Annotated in this window: 25 protein-coding genes and 1 pseudogene; 14 read left to right on the top strand and 12 right to left on the bottom strand. The window is 68.1% G+C overall.

Annotated elements, in window-relative coordinates:
* Positions 1-789: 789 nt before the first annotated feature.
* The 3 genes from G3T14_RS13065 to G3T14_RS13055 are packed head-to-tail and all read left to right on the top strand — an operon-like array spanning position 790 to position 4059.
* Positions 790-1890 (top strand): glycosyltransferase family 4 protein, encoded by a 1101-nt coding sequence (locus G3T14_RS13065; protein WP_163642977.1) that lies wholly within the window; start codon positions 790-792, stop codon positions 1888-1890.
* Positions 1883-2989 (top strand): glycosyltransferase family 2 protein, encoded by a 1107-nt coding sequence (locus G3T14_RS13060; protein WP_163642976.1) that lies wholly within the window; start codon positions 1883-1885, stop codon positions 2987-2989. Before G3T14_RS13065 ends, G3T14_RS13060 begins: the two co-directional genes overlap by 8 nt.
* Positions 2986-4059: a glycosyltransferase gene (locus G3T14_RS13055; RefSeq protein ID WP_163642975.1), complete on the top strand. Its 1074-nt coding sequence runs from the start codon at positions 2986-2988 to the stop codon at positions 4057-4059. The genes G3T14_RS13060 and G3T14_RS13055 overlap by 4 nt, the downstream gene beginning before the upstream one ends.
* A gap of 144 nt (positions 4060-4203) precedes the next feature.
* On the opposite strand, the gene infA is transcribed toward G3T14_RS13055, so the two are convergent.
* Both infA and G3T14_RS13045 read right to left on the bottom strand, forming a co-directional pair.
* The gene (infA, locus tag G3T14_RS13050) at positions 4204-4476 is read right to left on the bottom strand and encodes a translation initiation factor IF-1 (protein ID WP_055879197.1); all 273 of its coding nucleotides are present in this window, start codon (positions 4474-4476) and stop codon (positions 4204-4206) included.
* Between the two features lie 333 nt (positions 4477-4809).
* Entirely contained in the window at positions 4810-5931 is a 1122-nt protein-coding gene (locus G3T14_RS13045) for a branched-chain amino acid ABC transporter substrate-binding protein (RefSeq protein WP_163642974.1), read from the bottom strand.
* 294 nt (positions 5932-6225) lie between these two features.
* On the opposite strand from G3T14_RS13045, the gene G3T14_RS13040 reads away from it, so the two are divergent.
* The 4 genes from G3T14_RS13040 to G3T14_RS13025 are packed head-to-tail and all read left to right on the top strand — an operon-like array spanning position 6226 to position 8935.
* Positions 6226-6549: an XdhC family protein gene (locus G3T14_RS13040; protein WP_163642973.1), complete on the top strand. Its 324-nt coding sequence runs from the start codon at positions 6226-6228 to the stop codon at positions 6547-6549.
* A 10-nt stretch (positions 6550-6559) separates the two neighbouring features.
* Positions 6560-7261: an XdhC family protein gene (locus G3T14_RS13035; RefSeq protein ID WP_163642972.1), complete on the top strand. Its 702-nt coding sequence runs from the start codon at positions 6560-6562 to the stop codon at positions 7259-7261.
* On the top strand, positions 7258-8286 hold the full coding sequence (locus G3T14_RS13030) for a molybdopterin-binding protein (protein ID WP_163642971.1): 1029 nt from the start codon (positions 7258-7260) through the stop codon (positions 8284-8286). Before G3T14_RS13035 ends, G3T14_RS13030 begins: the two co-directional genes overlap by 4 nt.
* Entirely contained in the window at positions 8279-8935 is a 657-nt protein-coding gene (locus G3T14_RS13025) for a nucleotidyltransferase family protein (protein WP_163642970.1), read from the top strand. The genes G3T14_RS13030 and G3T14_RS13025 overlap by 8 nt, the downstream gene beginning before the upstream one ends.
* On the opposite strand, the gene G3T14_RS13020 is transcribed toward G3T14_RS13025, so the two are convergent.
* From G3T14_RS13020 to G3T14_RS13005, 4 genes are all read right to left on the bottom strand, one after another.
* Positions 8884-9042, bottom strand: coding sequence for a DUF2256 domain-containing protein (locus G3T14_RS13020; protein ID WP_204262842.1), 159 nt, complete (start codon positions 9040-9042; stop codon positions 8884-8886). The two genes, G3T14_RS13025 and G3T14_RS13020, sit on opposite strands and share 52 nt — an antisense overlap.
* 267 nt (positions 9043-9309) lie before the next feature.
* Positions 9310-9702, bottom strand: coding sequence for a hypothetical protein (locus tag G3T14_RS13015; protein WP_163642969.1), 393 nt, complete (start codon positions 9700-9702; stop codon positions 9310-9312).
* Positions 9699-10412, bottom strand: a complete 714-nt coding sequence (locus G3T14_RS13010) for a hypothetical protein (protein WP_163642968.1) — start codon at positions 10410-10412, stop codon at positions 9699-9701. The genes G3T14_RS13015 and G3T14_RS13010 overlap by 4 nt, the downstream gene beginning before the upstream one ends.
* 175 nt (positions 10413-10587) lie before the next feature.
* Positions 10588-11454, bottom strand: coding sequence for a formyltransferase family protein (locus tag G3T14_RS13005; protein ID WP_163642967.1), 867 nt, complete (start codon positions 11452-11454; stop codon positions 10588-10590).
* A gap of 199 nt (positions 11455-11653) precedes the next feature.
* Between G3T14_RS13005 and G3T14_RS13000 the strand changes: the two genes are divergently transcribed.
* Together G3T14_RS13000 and G3T14_RS12995 are read left to right on the top strand one after the other, a co-directional pair.
* The gene (locus tag G3T14_RS13000; protein WP_163642966.1) at positions 11654-12388 is read left to right on the top strand and encodes an SDR family oxidoreductase; all 735 of its coding nucleotides are present in this window, start codon (positions 11654-11656) and stop codon (positions 12386-12388) included.
* Positions 12389-12392: 4 nt separating this feature from the next.
* Entirely contained in the window at positions 12393-13997 is a 1605-nt protein-coding gene (locus tag G3T14_RS12995; RefSeq protein WP_163642965.1) for a cryptochrome/photolyase family protein, read from the top strand.
* A gap of 39 nt (positions 13998-14036) precedes the next feature.
* Here the strand turns inward: G3T14_RS12995 and bcsS are convergent, their stop codons facing one another.
* Positions 14037-14666, bottom strand: a complete 630-nt coding sequence (bcsS, locus tag G3T14_RS12990; protein ID WP_246733316.1) for a cellulose biosynthesis protein BcsS — start codon at positions 14664-14666, stop codon at positions 14037-14039.
* Between the two features lie 410 nt (positions 14667-15076).
* Between bcsS and G3T14_RS12985 the strand changes: the two genes are divergently transcribed.
* Positions 15077-15679: an exopolysaccharide biosynthesis protein gene (locus G3T14_RS12985; RefSeq protein ID WP_204262841.1), complete on the top strand. Its 603-nt coding sequence runs from the start codon at positions 15077-15079 to the stop codon at positions 15677-15679.
* A gap of 24 nt (positions 15680-15703) precedes the next feature.
* On the opposite strand, the gene G3T14_RS12980 is transcribed toward G3T14_RS12985, so the two are convergent.
* From G3T14_RS12980 to G3T14_RS25405, 3 genes are read right to left on the bottom strand one after another with little or no spacing between them, the layout of a single operon-like run.
* Positions 15704-16528, bottom strand: a complete 825-nt coding sequence (locus tag G3T14_RS12980; RefSeq protein WP_163642988.1) for a metal ABC transporter permease — start codon at positions 16526-16528, stop codon at positions 15704-15706.
* A gap of 38 nt (positions 16529-16566) precedes the next feature.
* Positions 16567-17421 (bottom strand): ABC transporter ATP-binding protein, encoded by an 855-nt coding sequence (locus G3T14_RS12975; RefSeq protein WP_163642964.1) that lies wholly within the window; start codon positions 17419-17421, stop codon positions 16567-16569.
* Entirely contained in the window at positions 17418-17549 is a 132-nt protein-coding gene (locus G3T14_RS25405; protein WP_281409810.1) for a hypothetical protein, read from the bottom strand. The genes G3T14_RS12975 and G3T14_RS25405 overlap by 4 nt, the downstream gene beginning before the upstream one ends.
* Positions 17550-17648: 99 nt before the next feature.
* Between G3T14_RS25405 and G3T14_RS12970 the strand changes: the two genes are divergently transcribed.
* The 3 genes from G3T14_RS12970 (at position 17649) to G3T14_RS12960 (ending at position 18875) form a co-directional block, all read left to right on the top strand.
* Positions 17649-18143 carry a Fur family transcriptional regulator gene (locus G3T14_RS12970; protein ID WP_163642963.1) on the top strand — a complete coding sequence of 165 codons (495 nt, stop codon included), beginning with the start codon at positions 17649-17651 and terminating at the stop codon, positions 18141-18143.
* Between the two features lie 73 nt (positions 18144-18216).
* Positions 18217-18564 (top strand): hypothetical protein, encoded by a 348-nt coding sequence (locus tag G3T14_RS12965; RefSeq protein ID WP_163642962.1) that lies wholly within the window; start codon positions 18217-18219, stop codon positions 18562-18564.
* A 5-nt stretch (positions 18565-18569) separates the two neighbouring features.
* Positions 18570-18875: a transcriptional regulator gene (locus G3T14_RS12960; RefSeq protein WP_163642961.1), complete on the top strand. Its 306-nt coding sequence runs from the start codon at positions 18570-18572 to the stop codon at positions 18873-18875.
* A 33-nt stretch (positions 18876-18908) separates the two neighbouring features.
* On the opposite strand, the gene G3T14_RS12955 is transcribed toward G3T14_RS12960, so the two are convergent.
* A complete protein-coding gene (locus G3T14_RS12955; protein ID WP_163642987.1) occupies positions 18909-20414 on the bottom strand; it encodes an exopolysaccharide biosynthesis polyprenyl glycosylphosphotransferase in 1506 nt (501 codons plus the stop codon).
* A gap of 488 nt (positions 20415-20902) precedes the next feature.
* Between G3T14_RS12955 and G3T14_RS12950 the strand changes: the two are divergent.
* Positions 20903-22093 (top strand): annotated as a pseudogene (locus G3T14_RS12950) (MFS transporter).
* 84 nt (positions 22094-22177) lie between these two features.
* On the opposite strand, the gene G3T14_RS12945 reads toward G3T14_RS12950, so the two are convergent.
* Positions 22178-22513 carry an antibiotic biosynthesis monooxygenase gene (locus tag G3T14_RS12945; protein ID WP_163642960.1) on the bottom strand — a complete coding sequence of 112 codons (336 nt, stop codon included), beginning with the start codon at positions 22511-22513 and terminating at the stop codon, positions 22178-22180.
* Positions 22514-22861 lie beyond the last annotated feature (348 nt).

Raw genomic sequence — 22861 nt, 5'->3', positions numbered from 1 at the left:
TCACGCTCCGGAATGCGCGTCGATGTAATGCCCCAATGCGCTCGCGGCGTTGAGCTCGCGCGCCCCGCTCCCACATGCAGTCCGCGACAGCCACATCGTACGGTCCTCGCGACTGTCGGCTTCCGGTCCCGCACTTGGCTTATCCTCGACCCGCTCCGACCCATTGGCTGGTGACGCCGCCGTTCCGGCCTCGTTCATCGCGCGCACCCTACCAAGAGACTTAGCGCTCGCTCCGGGGGCGCCTTGCTGATGAAGCCGGGCTCGGCGTTCGCGCGCGTGTCCATAAAGCCAGAGGCCGGGCCTGTGGAGCAGTGGGGCCGCCAAGGCAGTGGCAGGTATCAGCATGAGGATGGTACCAGCGCCCGTGAGCGGCTTGACCCGTGGGATGTTGTCCTCCGGTTCATCTCTTGTCTGATAGCCCTGTCAGGTGCTCTCCCGGGCTTCTTAAGAAATCTTTGAGACAATAGGCCATCTGCCGCCCTTATAGGAAAGTGTCGCCCGACCATGACCAGTCCGGTCCACCAGCCTCTCAAGATGCGCGCGTCACTGTCCTTCGCCGGGATGGGTGGTTGTCTTCGTCATCGGCTCGCCATGAGGCGGCGGCATGCGATCAGCGGATCGCCGTGGTGGGGGGCGTTCCGGCGCGACATGTCGCACGGCGCCGAGGCTTCTTCGCCTCGTTAGACCACCGGACTTATCGGATGAATTCGTTGCGTATGGCCCGCAGCAGAGTGAGTCCGGAACCCTCATCCGCCCTTCCGAGCCCTCCAGCATCATGATCCGGATCCCGTGAAGATCGCCCTCATCGCGCATCTCAAATTTCCGATCGCTCAGCCGTTCTCGGGAGGCCTCGAGATGCACACGCATCTTCTGGCCACGGCGCTGCAGGCGCGCGGCCATGCCGTGACGCTGTATGCGTCCGAAGGATCGACGGCGAGCCTCGGGCTCGAGGCAGTCTGCCCGCCGACGGGCAGCGCGTTCGATGACGTATCGGCCGAACGGATCGATGCGATCGAGGATGCCGCCTACGTGGCGATCATGGACGCGGTGGCGGATGGCGATTTCGACATCGTTCACAACAACAGCCTGCATTACCTGCCGCTGCTGCGGGCGCCGGAACTGACGGTGCCGATGGTGACGGCCTTGCACACCCCGCCTTTCGAGCCGTTCATGCGCGGCGTCCGGGCACGGGCGCACGACATGACCTTCGCCGCCGTCTCGGAATCGCTGGCGCGGGAATGGCGCGATCTGATCGGTATGCCGTTGGTGATCGCCAACGGCATCGACCTCAAGGCCTTCGCCTATTCCGCGGCGCCGAAGGGCGCGGCGCACGCGATCTGGATGGGACGGCTCGTGCCGGAAAAGGGCCCGCATCTCGCCATCGATGCCGCCCGTGCGGCGGGGCTCCCGTTGCGCTTTGCCGGCCCGCGGAGCGACCCGGCCTATTGGGACGCGGAGATCGCGCCCCGGCTCGGTCCGGATATCACCTATCTCGGTCATCTCGGCCATGCGGCTCTCGCCCGGGAGGTCGGCGAGGCGCATGTCGCCCTCTGCACGCCGCGCTGGGAGGAGCCGTTCGGCCTCGTGCTGGCGGAATTCCTGGCCTGCGGCACGCCGGTAGCGGCTTTCGCCCGCGGCGCGATCCCCGACATCCTCGATGAATCCTGCGGCGTCCTCGCCGCGGCCGACGACGTCGCGGGTCTCGGCCGCGCGGTCACCCATGCCATCCGCCTCCACCGTCACGATTGCCGACGCCGGGCGGAGCACCTGTTCGATGCCGACACCATGACGGATCGCTACGAGGCGATGTACCAGACCGTCCTGAAGGACTCGGTGCCGCGTGCAGGCATCGTCACCCATGCTCGCGCGCCGCTGCTCGACGATGCGTAAGTCTGCCCCTTCTCTCGGATGCGCCGTCGTCTGCGTCCCGGCCCGGAACGAGGCGGAGATCCTGCCCCGCTTGATCCGGTCCCTCGACGCTCAGCTCGGCGCCGGTGATGGCGCCCGCCTGCGCGTCGTCATCCTGGCCAACAATTGCACCGACGGCACCGTGGAGCTGATCCACGCCATGGAGCGCGACGGTGAGGCCACTCACCTGATATTACGCGTGATCGAGGCACGGATCGCCCCCCCCGATGCCCATGTCGGCACCGCACGCCGGATGGCCCTCGACGCCGGCGCCGACTGGCTCGACGCCGATGCCGTCGTGGACGGCGTCGTGCTCAGCACGGATGCCGATGCGGTTGCGCCGGCCGACTGGGTGCGAGCCAACCTCGCAGCCCTCGACGGAGCCGAACTCGTGGGTGGCCGCCTCGTCATCCACGGTGCCGTGAGCGACCCGGCCCTCGACGATCTGCATCGCCGGATCGAGCGTTACTGGGTCGGCGTGCGCGCCCTCGAGGAAGCGCTCGACCCGCCGGCTCATGATCCGGCGCCGCGCCACGGTGATCATGTCGCCGCGAGCCTCGCCATCCGGGCCGATCTGTATCGCCGCGTCGGCGGCCTGCCGGCCCTCGCCTGCGGGGAGGACAACGCCTTCGTCGCCCGGGTCCGCCTCCATGGTGGCCGGGTCCGGCATTGCCCTGCCGTGTCCATTGCGGTCTCGGATCGGGCGACCGGCCGGGTCGAGGGTGGGATGGCCACGGAGATGACCCGGCGCGCCCGCGTCGCTGCCGGCACCGAGGCATATCTGCTGCCGCCCGCCAGCCATTGGTGCGCCCTCATCGCACGCCGGCGTGCCCTGCGCGAAGCCTGGAACGCGCCAGCCGGGACCGAGACGGCGCTGCGCGCGCTCGGGATCACCCCCGCCGACATCGCAGCCATCGATCCGGCCACCTGTCCCAATGCCATCGCCCTCGTCGAGCGGATCGAGGCGCGGATCGGAGAAGGCTTGCCCGAGCCCGTGGCCGAACCCCTCGACCGGGTTCTGGCCGATATCGAGGCGATGCTCGCCGAACTGCACCGGGTGCCGGTGGCGCGAGTCGCATGAGCCGACGGCCGATCGGCTATTACGTCCACCATCAGGGGGCCGGTCATTGGCAGCGGGCCTGCCTGATCGCGGCGCATCTCGATCGCCCGGTGACGCTGATCGGCACATTCGGTGAGATCGAAACAGGCGGCGCGCCGGGTGCCGTTCTCGATTTGCCCGACGACAGGCTGACCGGGTTCGATGGTCGCGACGGGGAAGCCGAACGCCCGCAGGCATTGCACTACGCACCGCTCGGCGCCGATGCGATTCGGGCCCGCATGGCCCGGCTCGCGGCCTGGATCGGGGCTTCCGACCCGGTATTGATGATCGTCGATGTGTCCGTCGAGATCGCGCTGTTCGCCCGTCTCATGTCGGTGCCGACCCTGACGGTTCGGCTTGCCGGCAATCGCACCGATACGCCCCATCTGGAAGCGTTTCGCGGGGCCAAGAAGGTGCTGGCGTTCTTCCCGCCTGCCCTCGAAGCGGCCGGGACCCCCGACTGGGTCCGTTCCAAGACGCTCTATGCCGGATTCGTTTCGGCCGGATCGGCGACCGGGCGATCGGAGCCCGAGGATGGATCGATCGTCGTGATCTACGGGCGCGGCGGGGAGGGCGGCGGCCTCGGTGATCTCGCCGCAGCGGCCCGTATGGTGCCGGATCGGACCTGGCACGTGCTCGGGCCCGTGCGTGAAACCGATGCGACTGTCCTCACCCGGCTTCCTGCGAATCTGCATTGCCACGGCTGGGTCGCCGATCCGGCGCCGTTTCTGGCGCGCGCCGCCCTCGTCATCGGCGGCGGCGGCGATGGCGTGGTCGCGGGGGTCGCCGCATCGGCCAAGCGCTTCGTCTGTCTCTCGGAAGCCCGCGCCTTCGATGAACAGGTGACCAAAGCCGACGCGCTCCACGCGATGGGGGCGGCGATACATCGGCGGGATTGGCCGGCGGCGGCGGAGTGGCCCGGCCTCGTCCGGGCGGGGCTGGCGCTCGATCCGGCTGTGATCGGCGCCCTGGTCCAACCGGATTCGGCGAGGCGCGCTGCCGGACTCATCGCGGCGGAAGCCAACCGCATCGAGGGGCTGCGCCGCAGCTGAACCTCATTCGGCCCGCGCTGGCTGGTCAGCCCGACGTGAGCTATCGAAACGCCGCAGTTGGCGGAGCATAAAACTGCCCGCGCAGCGCGACCGGATCAGGCTTGCGACGCGGGCTCGACGATAAAGGCAGTTAAGTGTGTCGCCTCAGCGGCGACGGAACTGGCCGCGGATCGGCGGACGCGGACCGGCGGAGCGCTCGTCCTTGTGACGGAACACGAGGCGGCCCTTCTCCAGATCGTACGGCGACATTTCGACGGTGACGCGATCGCCGGCCAAAGTCTTGATGCGGTTCTTCTTCATCTTGCCGGCCGTGTAGGCCACGATCTCGTGGCCCTGGTCGAGCTGCACGCGGTAGCGAGCGTCCGGCAGGATCTCGATCACGAGACCGTCGAACTGCATCAACTCTTCTTTCGCCATCCACACTCTCCAGCCGGAACGCCGAACGGGGCGACCCGGGACACCAAAAAACAAAGCCGTTCGGCAAAACGCAGCGGGCGGCGGGTCCGATCCCATCGGATGCGCAACACCGGCGAGCGTTGCCTGGACATAATGTTCGTGCGGGGCCGAAGCAAGCTTTTACCGCCGTCGATGAATTCTCGTCGACAGAAAACCACAGGGCTGCAGTCCGCCGGCAAGTGTCGTGCGGCTTTCACCTGAGGCCATCGCGCGACCGCGTCGGACCCGGATTTCATCGGCGTTCATCGCCGGCGCCCGCATCTCCGGGCATCGTGCGTCCGGTCCGTGGGGCGATCATGGCGCGATGGCGTTGCCGGCATAGTCGATCCGCCCGTCCGGCGTCCGGCGCCAGACCTGCAGCGTATAGGCGGGACGTCGCGGATCGGCCTTGAGATCGCCCGTCGCGTCGAAGGCGATCTCGCCGATTGCCGTCCGCAGCGGCAGGCCCCGGTGCAGGAAGGCGGCGACCGCCTGGGCGTCCGCCGATTTCGCTCCTCCGATGCCGAGCGCCAGGACCTCAACGGCGGCGTAGCCCTGGGCGGCGAACGTATCGGCCTCCGGTGAACGCACGGACTTTGCCGGAGTGCCTTTCGCGTCGGGCAGCCGGCGCTCGGGTGCGAGGGTCATCACCGTGCCATCGGCGGCCGCTCCCGCCGCTTGCAGAAACTCTTTGTCGAGGAGGCCGTCGCTCCCGACCAGGGGAGCATCGAGGCCCGCCTCGCGCATCGCCTTGACCAACAGGCCGGCTTCGGGGCCGAGGCCGCCGAAATACACCACCGCGATGCGGGCCCGCTTCAACCGCGCGGCCAGGGCGGACAGATCTCTTTCACCGGGCGTCAGGGTCTCGAAGGCCGCCTCGCTCTGCCCGGCCGCCTTGAGTGCGCGAGCGACGCCGTCGACGAGCCCGCGTCCGAAGGTGGTCTTGTCGTGGACGAGGCCGATGCGCTGGCCTGCGAACTTCTCTGCGAGGTAGGCCCCGGCGATGGTGCTCTGGTCGGAATCGTTGGCGAACGGCCGGAAAACATTCCACTGCCCGCGTGCCGTCAGGGGCGCCCAACTGGTGCCGGGTGTCACTGCCACGATACCCGCCTCCGCGTAGGCCGGGATCGCCAGGGCTGCTACGGCCGCGTTCAGCGGCCCGACCACGAGACTCACCCGATCCGCGGCGAATTTCTTGACCACCGCGAGTCCCTGCTTGCCGTCGCCGGCATCGTCCGCCGCCACGAGGACGAGGCGCTGTCCGTTGACGCCGCCCGCCTTGTTCAGATCGGCCACCGCCTGCTCGGCGCCGCCTCGCAGTCCCTGGCCGAAGGCCGCGTCCGGTCCGGTGAGCGGCGCCGACAGCCCGATCTTCACCTGCGCCTGCGCGGCGGTGGCGAGACAGAGGAGGGCGGCGGCTGCGAGACACGGTCTCATGAGGTTTGTCACCGGTGGTCGAACTGGGGTGGTCGAACTGGAGCGCGACGATAGTTCGGCCGGACCCGTGCGGAAAGGCACGCCCTGCAGCGGCAACCCGGCGCGCAGGACGGTCGCTTTGTCCTGGATTCCTGTTTTCGCACCGACTGTTGATCGGCAAGAGGGTCGGCGCCGCGGGCCGATCCCCTGGCGCCCGACCTGTCGCGACGGCATTGTGTCGGGAGCGCGGGAGCCTAACTGCCTCTGCCTGTGTTGCGAGGAGGCGGATCCACGCCCGATCCCGGAGTCGCGTCCATGCTGTCCACCGACAACGACATTCTGAGCGCCGCTGAATCCTGGCGCCGCGACGGGCGCACGGTCGCCCTCGCCACCGTGATCGAGACCTGGGGGTCGGCCCCGCGTCCGGTCGGCAGCCATCTCGTGGTCGACGGGGACGGCAACTTCCTGGGGTCGGTCTCGGGCGGCTGCGTCGAGGGGGCGGTCATCACCGAGGGGTTGGACGCCATCGCCGATGGGCGGCCGCGTGTCGTCGAGTTCGGCGTCGCCGACGAAACCGCGTGGCGGGTCGGTTTGTCCTGCGGCGGGCGCATCCGCGTCTTCGTCGAGCCCGTGACCTGAGGCGCCCCCGATGAAGCTCGATTCCCTGACCATCCTCAACGCCGAGCGCGCCGCCCGGCGTGCGGCGATCCTCGTCACCGATCTCGACGATGGGGCGCAGCGCGTGGTTCGGGAAGCCGAGATCGCCGCCGACCCGCTCGCCGACATCCTCGCCAAACGCCTCGCCTCGGGGAAAAGCGGGCTGATCGAGCTGGACGGGCGGCAGGTGTTCTTCACCGTTCAGGCCCCGCCCGTGCGCCTCGTGGTGATCGGCGCGGTGCATATCAGCCAGGCCTTGTGTCCGATGGCTGCCGCCCTCGGCCTCTCGGTGGCCGTCATCGATCCGCGCACCGCCTTCGCGACGCCGGAGCGCTTTCCCGATATCGACTTGGTGGCCGAATGGCCCGACGACGCCTTCGCGACGCGGCTCGCCCCACTGGACCGCTACTGCGCGGTGGCGGCCCTGACGCACGATCCCAAGATCGACGACCCGGCCCTGATCGCCGCGTTGCACGCCGGGTGCTTCTATGTCGGGGCGCTCGGCTCGAAGAAGACTCACGCCGCCCGCGTGGCGCGGCTGGAGCAGGCCGGGTTCTCCGAGGCCGAGATCGGCCGCATCGCGGCGCCCATCGGCCTGAATATCGGTGCGATCAGCCCCGCCGAGATCGCGGTGTCGATCCTGGCACAGATCGTCGCGGCGCAGCGTGCGCCGCGCTCCGGGCCGGTGGCGTGAAATTCGGAATCGTCCCCATCGCTGAGGCCGGCGGTCTGATCGCCGCCCACACGGTGCGCGCGCACGACGTGACCTTGCGCAAGGGGCACCCGATCCCGTCCGAGGATGCGGCCCGTCTCGCGGCCGCCGGCTTGTCCGAACTCGTCGCCGTGACGCTGGAGGCGGGGGATGTCGGCGAGGATGCCGCCGCAGGCCGGCTCGCCTCCCTGTTGATGGGAGCGGCCCTGAGGGCCGAGCCGCCCTTCACCGGGCGCTGCAATCTCCACGCCCTGACCGCCGGCCTCCTTCTCGTCGACCGGGCCGGGATCGATGCCGTCAACGGCGTCGACGAGGCGATCACCGTGGCGACCCTGCCGCCCTACAAGCCGGTGGTGGCCGGCGAGATGGTCGCCACGGTCAAGATCATTCCCTACGCCGTCGCCGGCCGCGCGCTGGAACGCGCCTGTCTGGCAGCACCCGCGGCGGCCCTGCGCATCGCGCCCTATACCCGCCGTCGCGTCGCCGTGGTCTCGACCCTCCTGCCCGGCCTCAAGACATCCACCGTCGACAAGACCCTGGCGATCCTCGCCCAGCGCCTGGCGCCCACCGGGGCGGCCATCGTCACCGATGCCCGTGTGCCCCACCGCGCCGGGTCGGTGGCCGCGGCCATTGGTGCGGCCGTGGACGAGGACGGCGCCGATCTCGTCGTGGTGTTCGGTGCCTCGGCCATTACCGACCGGCGCGACGTGATCCCGGCCGGGATCGAGGCGTCCGGCGGGTCTGTCGCGCATCTCGGGATGCCGGTGGACCCGGGCAATCTGCTTCTCGTCGGCGCACGGGGCGACGTGCCGGTGATCGGTGCGCCGGGCTGCGCCCGCTCGCCGAAGGAGAACGGGTTCGACTGGGTGCTGCACCGTCTGCTGGCCGGCCTTGCCGTCACCCGCGCCGATATCGTCGCGCTCGGCGTCGGCGGCCTCCTGATGGAGATCGTCTCGCGGCCGCAGCCGCGCTCGGGCGGCGAATCGACCGGAGACGACGATGCCTGAAATCGGCATCGTCATACTGGCGGCCGGCCGCGGCACCCGGTTCGGAGCCGAGCCGAAACTCTTGAGCCTTCTCGGCGGCAAGCCCTTGGTCCGCCATGCCGCGGCCGCGGCCGTCGCGTCCCGTCTCGGGCTGGTGATCGTAGTGCTCGGCGCCCACGGCGAGGCAATGCGCGCCGCTCTGGACGGCCTCGATCTCACGCTGGTGGACAATCCGCATTTCGCCGACGGTCTCTCGACTTCCCTGCGCGCCGGCCTCGCTGCGATGCCCGACACGGTCACGGGCGTGCTCGTGCTGCTTGCCGACATGCCGCGGATCACAGCCGATCATCTGACCGCGCTCGCCGATGCCTATTCCGGCGCCGACCCGGCACCGGCGGCGGTGGTGCCGGTGAATGCCGGACGGCGCGGCAACCCGGTTCTGCTCGATCGCCGCCGGCTCGCGGACGATCTCGCCAGCCTCACCGGCGATCAGGGGGCGGGCCGTATCCTCGCCCGGCGCAGCGACGTGCTCGAGGTGGCGATGGATGCCGCCGTGGCGGCCGATATCGACACGCCGGCGGCCCTCGCCGCCCTTGCGGGCGGCCCTGAGCCCCGGCCTCAGGAGGCTTTGCCGCGCTTCGCTTCGGCCCGGCACCGGTCGGAGCAATAGCGCACCTCCTCCCACACCCGCTCCCATTTCTTGCGCCAGGTGAACGGCTTGGCGCAGTGCGCGCACAGCTTGGTCGGCAGGTCGGCCTTCTTGCGCATGCGCGCCATGGGAAATTCGCTCGCAGCGATGGGGCTTGGGATCGGCGTCTGGGTGATATGTGCTTGATCGAAGAAGCGTCGATAGCGTCCGGGACCAATGGCAGCGGGGACTGTTTCCCTACCCCGACCGATGAGCACTGGATGGGGATCGCGGCACACGACTCCGCTCCACGGGGTGTGGAAGGCGTTGGTCCTCTCAATCCGCTAATGCGATCATCGGCGAACTCGGGCGTCCCCCACTGTCACCGCCACGGGTCTCGCGCGCGAAGCGCGATGTCAGAGCGTCCGAATCCTATTACTCGTCGACGGCAGTTCGTACATCGACCCCGCCGCGCTGCGTTCGCCAAAGGTCTCGATGTCACCCCAGAGCGCTAGGATGCGCTCGGCCTTCTTGACCAAGGGCGCCCTGTTCAACCCCGACGACAGAAAGAAGCCAACCAAGCGGGACGTCCGGAACGCCTGGAATTCGGCCTTCGTCTTCCTGATCCGTCTGTCGGCCGAAAGGACGATCCAACGCCCTTCCTGGCCCAATTCCGGAATCCACTGGAGGTCCGTCACGCCAGCGCCGTAGCGGTCACGGATGTGGGTGATCTCATGCTCGCCGGCGAACAGGGCGTGAAGTGCACGGGCGAGGGCGGGCGGAAGGTTCTCGTCGACGACGACCTTCACGCGGCGAGCAGGTACTCTTCGAAGCGAACGGCATCGCGGACAACCGAAGGCGACACCTCATAGAGGCGCGCCACACGTTCCACTGACCCCTCCGACTTCACGGCCTCGGCCAGGGCAACCGTTGGGACCCCAAACTCCGCGGCGATCGGCTGCCCGAACGACCGCTGCGGATCGATCACGATGGTGTCCTTGCCCCGGAATGGCCGCCACCGGGCAACGACCTCGTTATCGAGATCCAGGTCCTTGAATGTCCGCTCGACGACCCCCAGAAAAACGAACTGGCCCTTCCGCAGATCTATGAGCTCACGCTCGCCGCTTGCCCGCAGGCTGTCCAGGAAGATGGTTCGGCCGTCGGTCTGGAACTTCCGCGTGGAGAATGGGCGGTCATCGCTCACGTACGTCCGCGCATGCTCCATGCAGCTCCGGATGACCCTCAGATCCAGATCCTTCTCAATGAATGCCTGGACGAACCGAAGCTCGATCAAATCGCGGAACCCAAGCTCGAGGTGGTCGCCATCCGCCGGCAGCTCAGGTGTCCACAGAGGCGGCATTCGCCCGGCCTTGCCCGCGGACTTGAAAGCGTAGCCGCCAAGCCACCGATTGATGTTGCGCGCGGGCATGCGGATGAGCCGCGCCGCTTCGGAAACGGTGTAATAACCGATCCCGAGAGGGGGCGCTTCACGCGCAGCCGTTTTCACGCGCTCCAACATCTTGTCGATCGTACGCGTTGGGCCAAGGCGCCGCTACGAGAATCCGCACCAGCGGCACCGTACGACGTGTGTATCCCTACCGCTGGCAAAGCGTATGACGGGCTGTCGGCGGCGGTGCAGCGTCGCCACCGCTGGTCCACTAAGGCGGCCAGAGCCACCGATTCTCGGGTTCCCGCTACCGCCCGAGGTGCTCGGCTTCCGTCAGCGCCATGGGGCTCCAGCGGGTGATCTGGATGTAGCCGTCGCGGGCGGCGACGACCATGTGGCGGCGGTAGCGGTGGACCACCGTGCCGGGCGAATGCCGGTGCGCCTCGCGCCAGCCCTCCGCCGCGGCCACGTAGACGCGGCTGTCTCCGAGGCGCGCGATGGTCTCGATGGTGCCGAAGGCGCGCACCCGGCGCAGGATCGCCTCGACCCCGGCCCTGAAATCGAGGGTCCGGTCGGCATCGCTGACGCGGGGCCAGTAGGAGCCTTCACCCTGGGGAGTGGCGGCCTTCCAGCGGGCCGGAAGATCCCGCGCGATCGCCCCGAAGGCGATGCGGCGGGCCGCCATCTGGCATTTGGCGAGCAGCGTTTCGTGGGTCTCGCCCGGTGCCACCGCGAAGTTCTCCTGCGCCAGGATGTCCCCGGTATCGAACCCCTCTTCGGCAAGGACGTGGGCGGTGACGCCCCAGGTGTCGTGCGCGTCCGTGATGGCCTTGAACAGCGGATAGGGTCCGCGACCCATCGGCAACGGCGAGGGGTGGAAGTTCAGGCCGTAGGCCGCGCGTCCGCGCCAGTCCCGGATGAGCCAGGGATAGCCCGCGACCACCAGGGCCCAATCGCCGCCATGGCTCTGGGCCAGGGCGTCCAGATCGGCGGCCTTGAGCCGCGAGAGCTGCATCGGCACCCGATGGCGCCGCGCCTGGGCCACCACCACGTCGTTGTGGTCGTAGAGCCCGTCGCAGGGCCGGGTGAACAGCTTCACCGGTGTCCAGCCCGCTTCGACGAGGGTCTCGAACACACCACCGAGGAAATCGATGCCGGCGAAGGCGAACTTCATGACGCATCTCGAATCAGGGGCTGCGACGCCGCGGCTGCGGCAATTCGGGAGGCCACCGCTCCACGGCGACCCTGCGCGCCTTACCTAATCGATCACGGACCGAATGGGAGCCGATTTTTCGGTGTCGGCAGGTCCGGCCAGACATGCCCGGGCAGACATGCCCGGGCAGACACGCCGGGGCAGGCAAGTGGGAGTTGGTATGGCACGGGTTCTTCTCTACGGCGGAACGGGCGGCATCGGGTTGGCGACGGCGCGGGCCCTTCGCGCACGGGGCCATGCCCTGCATCTCGCCGCCCGCGATTCGGCGCGCCTCGACGCGGCGGCGACGGAACTCGGCGACACCACCTTCACCGCCGGCGACGTGACCGACCCGGCCTTCTTCGAGCGTGCCACCGACGAGGCCGGCGCAGCCCTGTCCGGCCTGGTCTATGCGGTCGGTACCATCAATCTGCGCCCGCTTGCCCGGCTCACCGCCGCAGACGTGGAGACGGATTTCCGCATCAATGCGCTCGGCGCCTTCCTGGCGGTGCAGGCGGCGGCCTCCGCGCTCAAGGCCGGTGCCGGGCAAGCCGGTGCCGGCATCGTCCTGTTCTCCACGGTTGCGGTGGCGCAAGGGTTTCCCGCTCACGCCTCCGTGGCGATGGCCAAGGGCGCCGTCGAGGGCCTCGCCCTGTCGCTCGCCGCCGAGATGAGCCCCCATGTGCGGATCAACGTGGTGGCTCCGTCGCTCACCCGCACGCCCCTGGCCGCCGCGATCACCGGCAACGAGACCCTGGCGTCGGGGATCGCCGCCATGCATGCGCTCCAGCGCCTCGGCACGCCCGAGGATGTCGGGGGGCTCGCCGCATTCCTGGTCTCGCAGGAGGCGGGCTGGATCACCGGTCAGGTGATCGGCGTCGACGGCGGCCGGTCTTCGTTGCGCACCAAGGGCTGAGCGCATGCGGACCCTGCGCTTCGTGCTGGGCGACCAGCTCCACCGTCGGGTCTCCTCCCTGACCGATCTCGACCCGGACCACGACGTCGTCCTCCTCGTCGAGGTCCGGGCGGAGGCGACCTATGTCCGCCATCACAAGCAGAAGATCGCCTTCCTGTTCTCGGCCATGCGGCACTTCGCGGCCGAGCTCGAGGCCGAGGGTGTCGCGGTCGACTACGTTCGCCTCGATGCGCCGGGCAACACCGGCTCGTTCACCGGCGAACTGGAGCGGGCCATCGCCCGGCACGACCCGGCCCGCATCGTCGTCACCGAGCCCGGCGAGTGGCGGGTCTGGGAGATGATGCAGGGCTGGCGCGACGCCGTGCCGGTGCCGCTGGAGATCCGCGACGACAACCGCTTCCTGTGCCCGCGCCGCGACTTCGCCACTTGGGCCGAGGGCCGCCATTCCCTGCGAATGGAGACGTTCTATCGCGGCATGCGCAAGCGCACCGGCCTCCTGATGGAGAAGGGCGAGCCCGTGGGCGGCCAGTGGAACTTCGATCACGACAACCGCAAGAAGCTGCCCAAGGGCCACGTTCCGCCACAGCGTGTCGGCTTCCCGCCGGATGCGATCACGCAAGAGGTCATCGCTCTGGTTGAGCGGGAATTCCCCGACCATTTCGGGGACACCGAGAGCTTCGGATGGCCGGTGACGCGGGTGGAGGCGCTGAGCGCCCTCAAGCACTTCGTCGCCGATTGCCTGCCGACCTTCGGCGACTATCAGGACGCGATGAAGACCGGCGCGCCGTTTCTCTACCATGCGCTGATTTCGCCGGCCTTGAATGCCGGTCTGCTCACCGCCGAAGAGGTCTGCCGCGCCGCCGAGCGCGCCTATCACGATGGTGCCGCGCCGCTCCACTGCGTCGAGGGCTTCATTCGCCAGATTCTCGGCTGGCGCGAATACGTCCGCGGGCTCTACTGGGCGCGGATGCCGGCCTATGCCGAGACCAATGCGCTGGACGCGAAGCGCCCGCTGCCGTGGTTCTACTGGTCCGGAGAGACGAAGCTGAACTGCCTCGCGCAGTGCATCGGCGAGACCAGGGCCCACGCCTATGCCCATCATATCCAGCGCCTGATGGTGACCGGCAATTTCGCCCTGCTGGCGGGGCTCGATCCGGCACAGGTGGAGGAATGGTACCTCGTCGTCTATGCCGACGCCTACGAATGGGTCGAGTTGCCCAACGTCCACGGCATGGTCCTGTGGGCCGATGGCGGCGTGATGGGCTCGAAGCCCTATGCGGCGTCGGGCGCCTACATCAACCGGATGTCGGATTATTGCGGGGCCTGCGCCTACGACGTCACCGCCAAGGCCGGGGAGACGGCATGCCCGTTCAACTACCTCTACTGGAATTTTCTCATCGAACACGCCGAACGGCTGGAGCCGAACCCGCGCATGGCGATGCCCTACCGCACACTGGCGCGCATGGACGATGCGCGCCGGGCCGAGATCGTCGCGGATGCCGCGCGTTTTCTCGATGGACCCGCAATGAGCCCCGAGGCCGGGGAGGGCGGCCATCGGATGCCCGATCCTGCCACTCCAAGCCGTCGGCGTCGAAAGGCGTCGGCGTGATCGCCCGGGCAAGTCCGACGACCTGAGGCCTGAGCACCGTCACCACGGCGTCCAGACGTCGAACGCCACGTAGGGGCTTCCGCTCCGCGCCTCGGTGGTCCTCTGATATCCGGCCGAGGCGCGGAAACTGAACCGGCCGATCTTGAAGTCGGTGGCGTGAAGGCCGACGCTCCATTTCGCGTAGCCGGTGTGGTCGCCGTAGAGCGTCGCTTCCGGCCCGAGATAGGCGCCCCAGAGCTGCGTGCCCCAGGATATCCGGCTCCAGGCGCTGGTCCGGGCCGAGCCGAGAATCAGGGTGGCGGTCAGCAGCGTGCCTTCGCTCGGGCGAGCCCAGACCTCTCCGTGCAGGCGCAGGCCGAGGCGGGCGGGCAGAATCCCTGAGCCGGCGGCGCCGGACAGGACCTCCACCGATCCTTCAGGCCCGACATAGGCGGCGGCGACGCCCCAATCGCGGACCCATTGATAGCCGAACACCGCCGCAAAGCCGATCGTCTGGCGGACCAGCGCCGGCTCCGTACGCCGGCCGGCGCCGATGCTGGCCAAGGCGACGAACCCCTCGCGGTCGAGCCGGTCCAGGGCCAGTTTGGCGCCGGTGGTGGCGAAGACGGACGGACTCGCTTCGAGGCTGCCGAACAGCAGCAGCGAGGCCGGGTTCGTCTCCGCCCTCAACGGGTCGCTCCAGAGACATACGAAGATCGCCGTCCAGGCAACGGCCCGCGGCAATGTCAACCGATGCGTGTGCCCGTATCCTGCCCGGGTCATCAGATGACCGCCCCATGCGGGGCATGACAATACCGATCAGATAGTGGGTTGCATTCGATTTTATCAAAACAGCCGTGGATAGTGTGGATATCGCGTCATGCCATACTGAATTTCGATACTCGCTTGCCGAGTTACGATCGAAGCGTGACTTCAGATTAATTGGCCGACCGTTTTCAACCTTGGGTTGGCGGTACGGATTCGCGTCTCCGTCGAACGAGCCGCGTCGGTGTGTGGCCGACGCGGCGGTGCGGCGCTTGGCGCCGGACCGCGACTGGGTTACAGCCCGCGCCAGGACAGTCGCCAATGGCCGAGCATTCTTGTCACCCAGCGCCAGAACTTCCGAGGTTCTCACCGTGCTCGCCGCACAGGAGGGAGACCGACTGACCGTCGGCGACATCGTCGCCGTGCTGAAGGATCGCGCGTTCGCGCTCCTCATCGTCATCCTCGGCTTGCCCAACTGCCTGCCGATGCCGCCGCCGATCCCGCTGGTCTGCGGATTGCTGCTTCTGCTGGTGGCGCTCCAGATCACCGTCGGCATGGCCTCGCCGTGGCTCCCGAGCGCCTTGCTGCGCCGGTCTGTCGCCCGTAAGGACGTCGAGCGGGCCGCTAAGCGGGCCGTGCCGCTGCTGCGGCGGCTCGAGAACTGGTCGCGACCGCGCATGAGCCTGTTCGAGACCGCCATCGGCATGCGCGGCGTCGGCCTGCTGCTGCTGGCGCTGTCGCTGGCCCTGATCGTTGCCGCGCCGCTGGTGGGCCAGATCCCGCTCGGGCTGGCGATCTGCCTGGTCGGCCTCGGCCTGGTCGAGCGCGACGGCGTCGTCGTGATCGTCGGCCTCGCCGTCGGGGCCGTGGGCGTGCTGCTCAATGCCGGCTTCGTCTATGCCATCGTCTCGGGCATCATCAGCCTGTTCCACCACTGAAACCGAGGCGCCTCCTGGGGCGCTTCAGGCTTCGAGGTGACGGGCGCGGAACAACCGCCGGATGAGGCCGCCGCGTGGTCCCACCAGGATCGAGGCGAGGTAGAGCGCACCGGCGGCGAGCACGATGGCCGGTCCGGTAGGCAGATCGGCATGGTACGAGACGCTGAGCCCGATCACGCTCGACAGCATCGCGATCAGCATCGACACCGGGATCATGCCCGACAGGTCCGCCGCCCAGAACCGGGCCGCGATCGCGGGCAGCAGCATCAGGCCCACCGCCAGCAGGGTGCCGAGTGCCTGGAAGCCGCCGACGAGGTTCATGACCACGAGCCCGAGGAAGGCGTAATGCACCGGGCCGCCGGCCCGGCTCACGGTGCGCAGGAACAGCGGATCGACGCATTCCATCACCAGCGGCCGGTAGATCGCCGCCAGTCCGAACAGCGTGACGGTGCTGATGCCGCCGAGCAGCCACAGGGCCGGATCGTCGAGCGCCAGCACCGTGCCGAACAGGATGTGCAGGAGGTCGATCTGCGAGCCGCGCAGCGACACCAGCAGAACGCCGCCGGCGAGCGAGATCAGATAGAAGGCGGCCAGACTCGCATCCTCCTTGATCGCGGTGGACCGGGTGACGAAGCCCGCGAGCAACGCCACCGCCAGACCGGCCACAAGGCCGCCCAGCGTCATCGCCGGCAGTGACAGGCCGGCGACCAGGAAACCCACCGCGGCGCCGGGCAGGATCGCGTGGCTCATGGCGTCGCTCATCAGGCTCATGCGGCGCAGCATCAGGAACACGCCGACGGGCGGCGCCGACAGCGACAGCGCGAGGCAGCCGACCAGCGCTCGCCGCATGAAGCCGAATTCGAGGAACGGGCCGAACAGGAGGTCGATCAAGCGGCGTGCCCGTGGTCGTGGGGGTGATCGTGCGAAGAATGGTCGTGCGAAGAGTGGGTATGCGAAGAGTGTTCGTGCGGGTTGCCATGGGCGTGCTCGGCTCCGGGGCCGGTGGCCCCGCGCCCGCACACGGCCGCATCCTCGTCCCAGGCTTCCGACAGGGCTTGCGCCCGCGCCAGGTTGTGGGGCGTCAGCACCGCGTCGGTCGGCCCCCAGGCCACCGGCTCGCGGGCGAGGAGCAGGGTGTGGGAGAAGTGGCCGCGCACCTGCGCGAGGTCGTGCAGGGCCGCCACGATGGTGCGTCCCTGGCGGTGCCAATCCCGGATCAGCCCGAGGAGGTCGGCGGTGGTGCGCCCGTCGATCCCGGTGAAGGGCTCGTCGAGGAGCAGCACGCGGGCATCCTGCACGATCAGGCGGGCGAACAGGGCCCGCTGGAACTGGCCGCCCGAGAGCGTGCCGATGAGCCGGTCGGCGAAGCCGTCGAGGCCGACATTCGCCAGCGCCGCCAGCAGCGTCGCCCGATGCGGTCTGGCACTGCGCCACGGGCCGAGCCTTCGCCAAAGACCCATGGCGACGAGGTCGAGGACGCTCAACGGAAAGCTCCGGTCGATCTCGCCGGCCTGGGGCAGATACGCGATGGCATCCTTGAGAGCCGGCCGGTCGATCCGTCCATCGAGGCAGGGAATCTCGCCGACGATGCCTTTCAGCAGCGTCGACTTGCCTGCCCCGTTGGGGCCGACGAGGGCGAGCAGCGCCCCGCCAGGGATCGTGCCGTCGAGGTGGTGCACGGCCGGATGGCGGTCGTAGCCGAGGGTCAGACCGCGCAGGGTGATCGAGGTATCGGCGGTCATCGGGCGGCCCAGAGGATGGCGCCCCAGAGCAGGAGTGCCAGGATGAGCGCAACGATGAAGCGCACGCGCGCGCTGGCCTGAAACAGGGAGCTACGGACGGGAGCGGGGGGCCGGTGGGGTCGGGTCACGGATGGATCATTTGCCCGAACGGGAGCGCCGGCTTATGTTCGCGGGTGATACACTGTAACACTCGGCGAGTTCAATCGCCCGGGTTCGCGAGGCTCACCATGCACGACCATGCGGAGACGCATGATGCGGCCGGATGCTGCGGCGACGCGGATGGCGCGATCAGCCGCGCCGAGCGCATCTGCCGGGAGCGCGACCTCCAGTTCACCCGCCTGCGCCGGGACGTGCTGGTCGCGGTGGCGGGCCAGACCAAGCCCCTCGGCGCCTACGACATCGCCGAACGCCTGAGCGCGCCGGGCCGGCGGGTGGCGGCGGTGTCGGTCTACCGGGCCCTCGACTTCCTCACCGAGAACGGCCTCGTCCATCGCATCGCCAGCCGCAACGCCTTCGTCTCGTGCGGCCATTCGCATACCGACGGCGCCGGCCTCGTCTTCCTGATCTGCCGCAACTGCGGCACCATCGACGAGACCACCTCGCCGGAGATCGAGCATCAGCTCGGCCGCACCCTGGCAAAAGCCGGCTTCAAGCCGACGAGCCGGATCCTCGAGGTCGAGGGTGAGTGCGGGGCTTGCCTCGGCCGCTCGGCCGAGGCGTGAGGTGAACGCGCGGCTCGCCGATGGCTGCCGGCACTGGCCTTGGCTCGCCTGCGTCGTTGACGTATAGGTCGCGATGGCAAAGCCACTTCAGACGGTGGTCGAGACCGGAGTCTATGTCACCCGCTGCGACACGCTGGGGCTGACGGCGCAGGAGCGCATCGGCATCGTCGATCAAGTGGCCGGCAATCCGGGTGCCGGAGATCTGGTGCGCGGCTCCGGCGGTGTCCGCAAGGTGAGATACGGCGGGTCGGGCGGATACCGGATCATGGTCGCGTATTTCGGACCGGACGTTCCCACCTATCTGCTTTCGATCCTGTCGAAGGGGCAACAGGCGAATTTCACGGATGCGCAGATCAAGGTCATGCACGGGCTGACCAAGGACCTGAAAGCATGGTGGAGCAAGACGCTCAAGGAAGGGTGAAAGGCATGGCGGACGTGACGGATGACGTCTTCGGCGATCTTGTCGCCGGGCTCGGACAAGCCATCGCCCATGCCAGAGGGGAGGCGGATTCCGGGGTCATCGTCCATGTGCCCGATTCCGTCGACGTGGCCGGAATTCGCAAGCGCACGGGGAAGACCCAGCCGGCCTTCGCCGCCAGCATCGGCGTGCCGGTTGCGACGCTTCGGCAATGGGAGCATCGGCGACGCCAGCCGAAGGGCGCCGCTCGTGTGCTTCTCGCGCTCATCGAACGAAACCCACGCCTGGTGGAAGAGACGCTCGGTCGGCTCTAGCCTGCCGGCCGAATGGTCACGACCCGACCGGGTTCAAAACGCGTTCTTGTAGGCGCGGGGCGAGAACACGGTCATGAACATGATCCGGATGTCGAGCCAGATCGACCATTTGTCGATGTAGTGCAGGTCGTGCTGGACGCGCCGCTCCATGTCGAGGTCGGTGAGCGTCTCGCCGCGCAGGCCGTTGACCTGGGCCCAGCCTGTGATGCCCGGCATGACGTTGTGGCGGCGGGCGTAGAGGGCGATGCGGTTCTCGAAGCTGCGATCATGCGCCAGCGCGTGCGGCCGGGGGCCGACCAGGGACATCTCACCGCGCAGCACGTTGATGAGCTGGGGCAATTCGTCGATGTTCGAGCGGCGCAGGATCGCCCCGATCGGCGTGATGCGACTGTCGTTGCGGGCGGCCTGCTTGAACACCGCGTCGCGCTCGGTCTTCATGCTGCGGAACTTGTACACGCCGAAGGGCTGCTGGTTGAAGCCGTAGCGCTTCTGCCGAAAGAACACCGGCCCCGGGCTGTCGAACTTGATCAGCGCCGCGACCGCGGCGAAGAGCGGCGCCAGCAGCACGAGGGCGACGAGCGCCAGGGTCAGGTCGAGGGCGCGCTTCATCAGGAGCTCGCCGGTGCTCAGCGGCCGGCGTCCGATATTGATGCCGGACAGGCGGCCGACGCGGGCGACCTTGAGATCGGGGAAACGATCCATCACCGAGCCGGGGCGCAGGTGCAGGGCGGCGGGTACGCGCAGGAATGCATCGATGCAGCGCTCGATATCGGCGGAATCCGACCACGGAACCAGGATGAACACGTCGTCCGGGCGCAGGAAGCGCACCACCGAGACCGCGAGATCGAGGTCTTCCGACATCTGACTGCGGCGGGACAGGGCGTCGCCCATCGGATCGATGCTGCGCAGGTAGCTGGTCCCGATCACGCGCAGGCCCAGCGCCTCGGTGTCGTTGTTGGCGTAGAAGCGCGCGATGTCCTCCTCGTACCCGACGAGATGGATGCGATTGATCGAGGCCGAGTTCGGCGTGATCGCACCGCGCACCACGCCCACCATGGCGAAGCGCACCAGCACCACCGCCGGCAGCCCGGCGAAGAAGAACCCGAGCGAGACGATGCGCGAAACGTCGTTCGTGGTCTTCGTGGCGAAGCCGACGACGAGGACGAGAGCCCAGGCCATCAGCCACAGGGTCGCGGTGCGTCGCAGGTGCGGCCCGTGCGAGAGCTGCGTCTCGATGCTGTATTCCTCGCGCACGATGTTGGTGAGCACCACGAAGAGTGCCACGAGAACGGAGATCTCGAAGCTTCCGGTGGAGCCGACCTCGGGGAGCGCGCCGAGTACAACGTAGTAATAGGCCGCCTCGATCAGCGCGGCGGTGCCGAGAATGGTCAGGACATCGGCAACCGCCACCGCCGCGGAGATTCCGAAGCGAAACGCCGCCCGGCGCCGACGCGGCAGGAGAGCGGCCCAGACATCGCGGCGCCGACCCGGGGTAGCGGGCAGGCTCTGAAAGACCTCGGGGATCGGTTCGTGAAACATCTGCAGCGCCATGTCCCGTCGTGAGGCGGAAAGTGTCCCAAATCGAGCCGTTTTCGGGTTCGATCTCGGTTTCTGGAGACCAAGGCGCAAACCTCGGACCTCGACCGCCGTCACAGGGATCCCTACGTCGCGACCGGCACCGACGTTTCACACGCGTGGGATTTCACGATTTCATGAGTCTAGTTGAGGTACGCGCACGACATCGGACGCGCGCAGACGAGCTCGTTATAGAATCAGCTCAGCCCGCATCTCCGCTCGCGTCACCTACGCTTCCGCTGCGGCGACGGCAACGCATGGTTAATCGCGCGCGCTCCAGACCCACAGCTTCGTGAGTGTCGGAGCCTCGCTCCGCCTGCGGCAGAGGTTTGCGAAGCAGGGCGCGCGTGACGTAAGTCCAGCCGCACCGGGCTTCGGGAAGGACGACCTCCGAACCGGCCTCAACGGGACCGACCATGGCAGGGACATCGAACCAGGTTGCCGATGGCACGATGCAGACGCGGCCGATCGCGGCCACCGGCCCGGCTTTCGCGATCCTGGGCGCCCTCAGCCTCTCGCACCTGCTCAACGATCTCGTCTAGTCGCTGCTGCCCGCGATCTATCCGCTGCTGAAGACCACGTTCCAGCTCGATTTCGGCCAGATCGGGCTCATCACCCTCGTGTTCCAAGTGACCGCCTCGGTGTTGCAGCCCCTGGTCGGGCTTTACACGGACCGGCGGCCGATGCCGTTCTCGCTGGCGCTCGGCATGGCATCTTCCCTTGTCGGCCTCGTTTTGCTGTCGATGGCGTGGAGCTTCGGCGTGCTGCTGCTCGCGGCCGGCCTCGTCGGCCTCGGGTCCGCGGTGTTCCATCCGGAATCGTCACGGGTGGCGCGCCTCGCCTCCGGCGGACGCTACGGATTCGCTCAGTCGGTGTTCCAGGTCGGCGGCAATGCCGGCACGGCGCTCGGGCCGCTCCTGGCCGCCTTCGTCGTCGTGCCGCACGGCCAGTCGAGCGTGGCGTGGTTCTCCCTCGTCGCCCTCGCCGGCATCTGCGTGCTCAGCCTCGTCGGTCGCTGGTACCGCGACCGGCTGGCGACGTCCGTCCGGCCCGCCCCCAGGACGACGACGGGTGCCGAGGCGCCGCTGTCGCGCGCCCGGGTCAGCGTGACGGTCGCGATCCTGCTCACGCTGATCTTCTCCAAGTACTTCTACATGGCGAGTTTTTCGTCCTACTACACCTTCTATCTGATCCAGCGCTTCGGCGTGTCGGTGGCCCAGTCGCAGATCTACCTTTTCGTCTTCCTCGGGGCGGCGGCGGCTGGAACCATCCTCGGCGGCCCGATCGGCGACAGGTTCGGGCGCAAACCCGTGATCTGGGGCTCGATCCTCGGCGTCCTGCCGTTCACCCTCGCCCTGCCGCATGTCGGCCTGCTCTGGACGGTGCTCCTGACGGTTCCGATCGGGATGATCCTCGCCTCGGCGATGCCCGCCATCCTGGTCTATGCGCAGGAACTCCTTCCGGGGCGGATCGGCCTCGTGGGCGGCCTGTTCTTCGGCTTCGCCTTCGGGATGGGCGGGCTCGGAGCCGCGATCCTCGGAGAACTCGCCGACCACCGCGGCATCACCTCCGTCTACACGCTCTGTTCCTACCTGCCGCTGATCGGCCTGGCGGCAGCGTTCCTGCCGCGTCTGCGCCGCTAACGGATTGGTCGCGGGATGCGTTCACGAACGCGCGTGCCGGCCCCCGATCGGAGGCCGGCGTTCAGGTCTGGCGCAAGTCGCGAATCAGGCCGCGGCTTCCGAAGCCGGACGGGCCACCGTCTGAATGGTCTCGAAGCCTTCGAATTGCGGATGGCCGAGGTAGAGCGGCTTCGTCGTCGGCACCCGACCATGAGCCTTTCGAAATTGTTCGGAGCGGGTCCAAGCCTCGAAGTCAGCTTTCGAGGACCAGATGGTATGCGATGCGTACAATACGTAGTCTTCGTGCTCGGGCCCACGCAGCAGATGGAACTCGACGAAGCCTGGCATCTCGCCTAAGTGGCTGTCACGGCCAAGCCAGACCTGTTCGAAGTCTTGTGCGGAGTCCTTGACCACCTGGAACCGATTCATCGCGATATACATGATGTGCCTTCGCTTTCTCGACTTCGGAGTGCTCCGGTGCGCACCTTAGACAGGTTGCGTGCCGATCGGAATTCCTCCGATCGCCGCTGCCCCCGGAAAGCGCGTTTTGGAGCGCCGATGCTCCGTCCCCGTGTCGCGCTACCGCACTTGTGATACGCGTCTCCGACATGACCGATTTCGTTCGGTGCGGGTTTTACCTTTCAGATACAATCGCAGGCTTGCATTTCGTGTTTGCTTTGTGGTCAATCTGTCACAACGGTCAGGGCCTCAAGCGGCTCGGGAGTAAAATACTAGTGAGTACGCACTTTCGTACACGCTTGATCTGTTCGTCACGGAGTGACTGACTTA

The sequence above is a fragment of the Methylobacterium sp. BTF04 genome, from assembly GCF_010692745.1.
Classification (GTDB): Bacteria; Pseudomonadota; Alphaproteobacteria; order Rhizobiales; family Beijerinckiaceae; genus Methylobacterium.
Note: the sequence above shows the minus strand (reverse complement) of the source record. Positions and strands in the feature narration are given on the sequence as shown.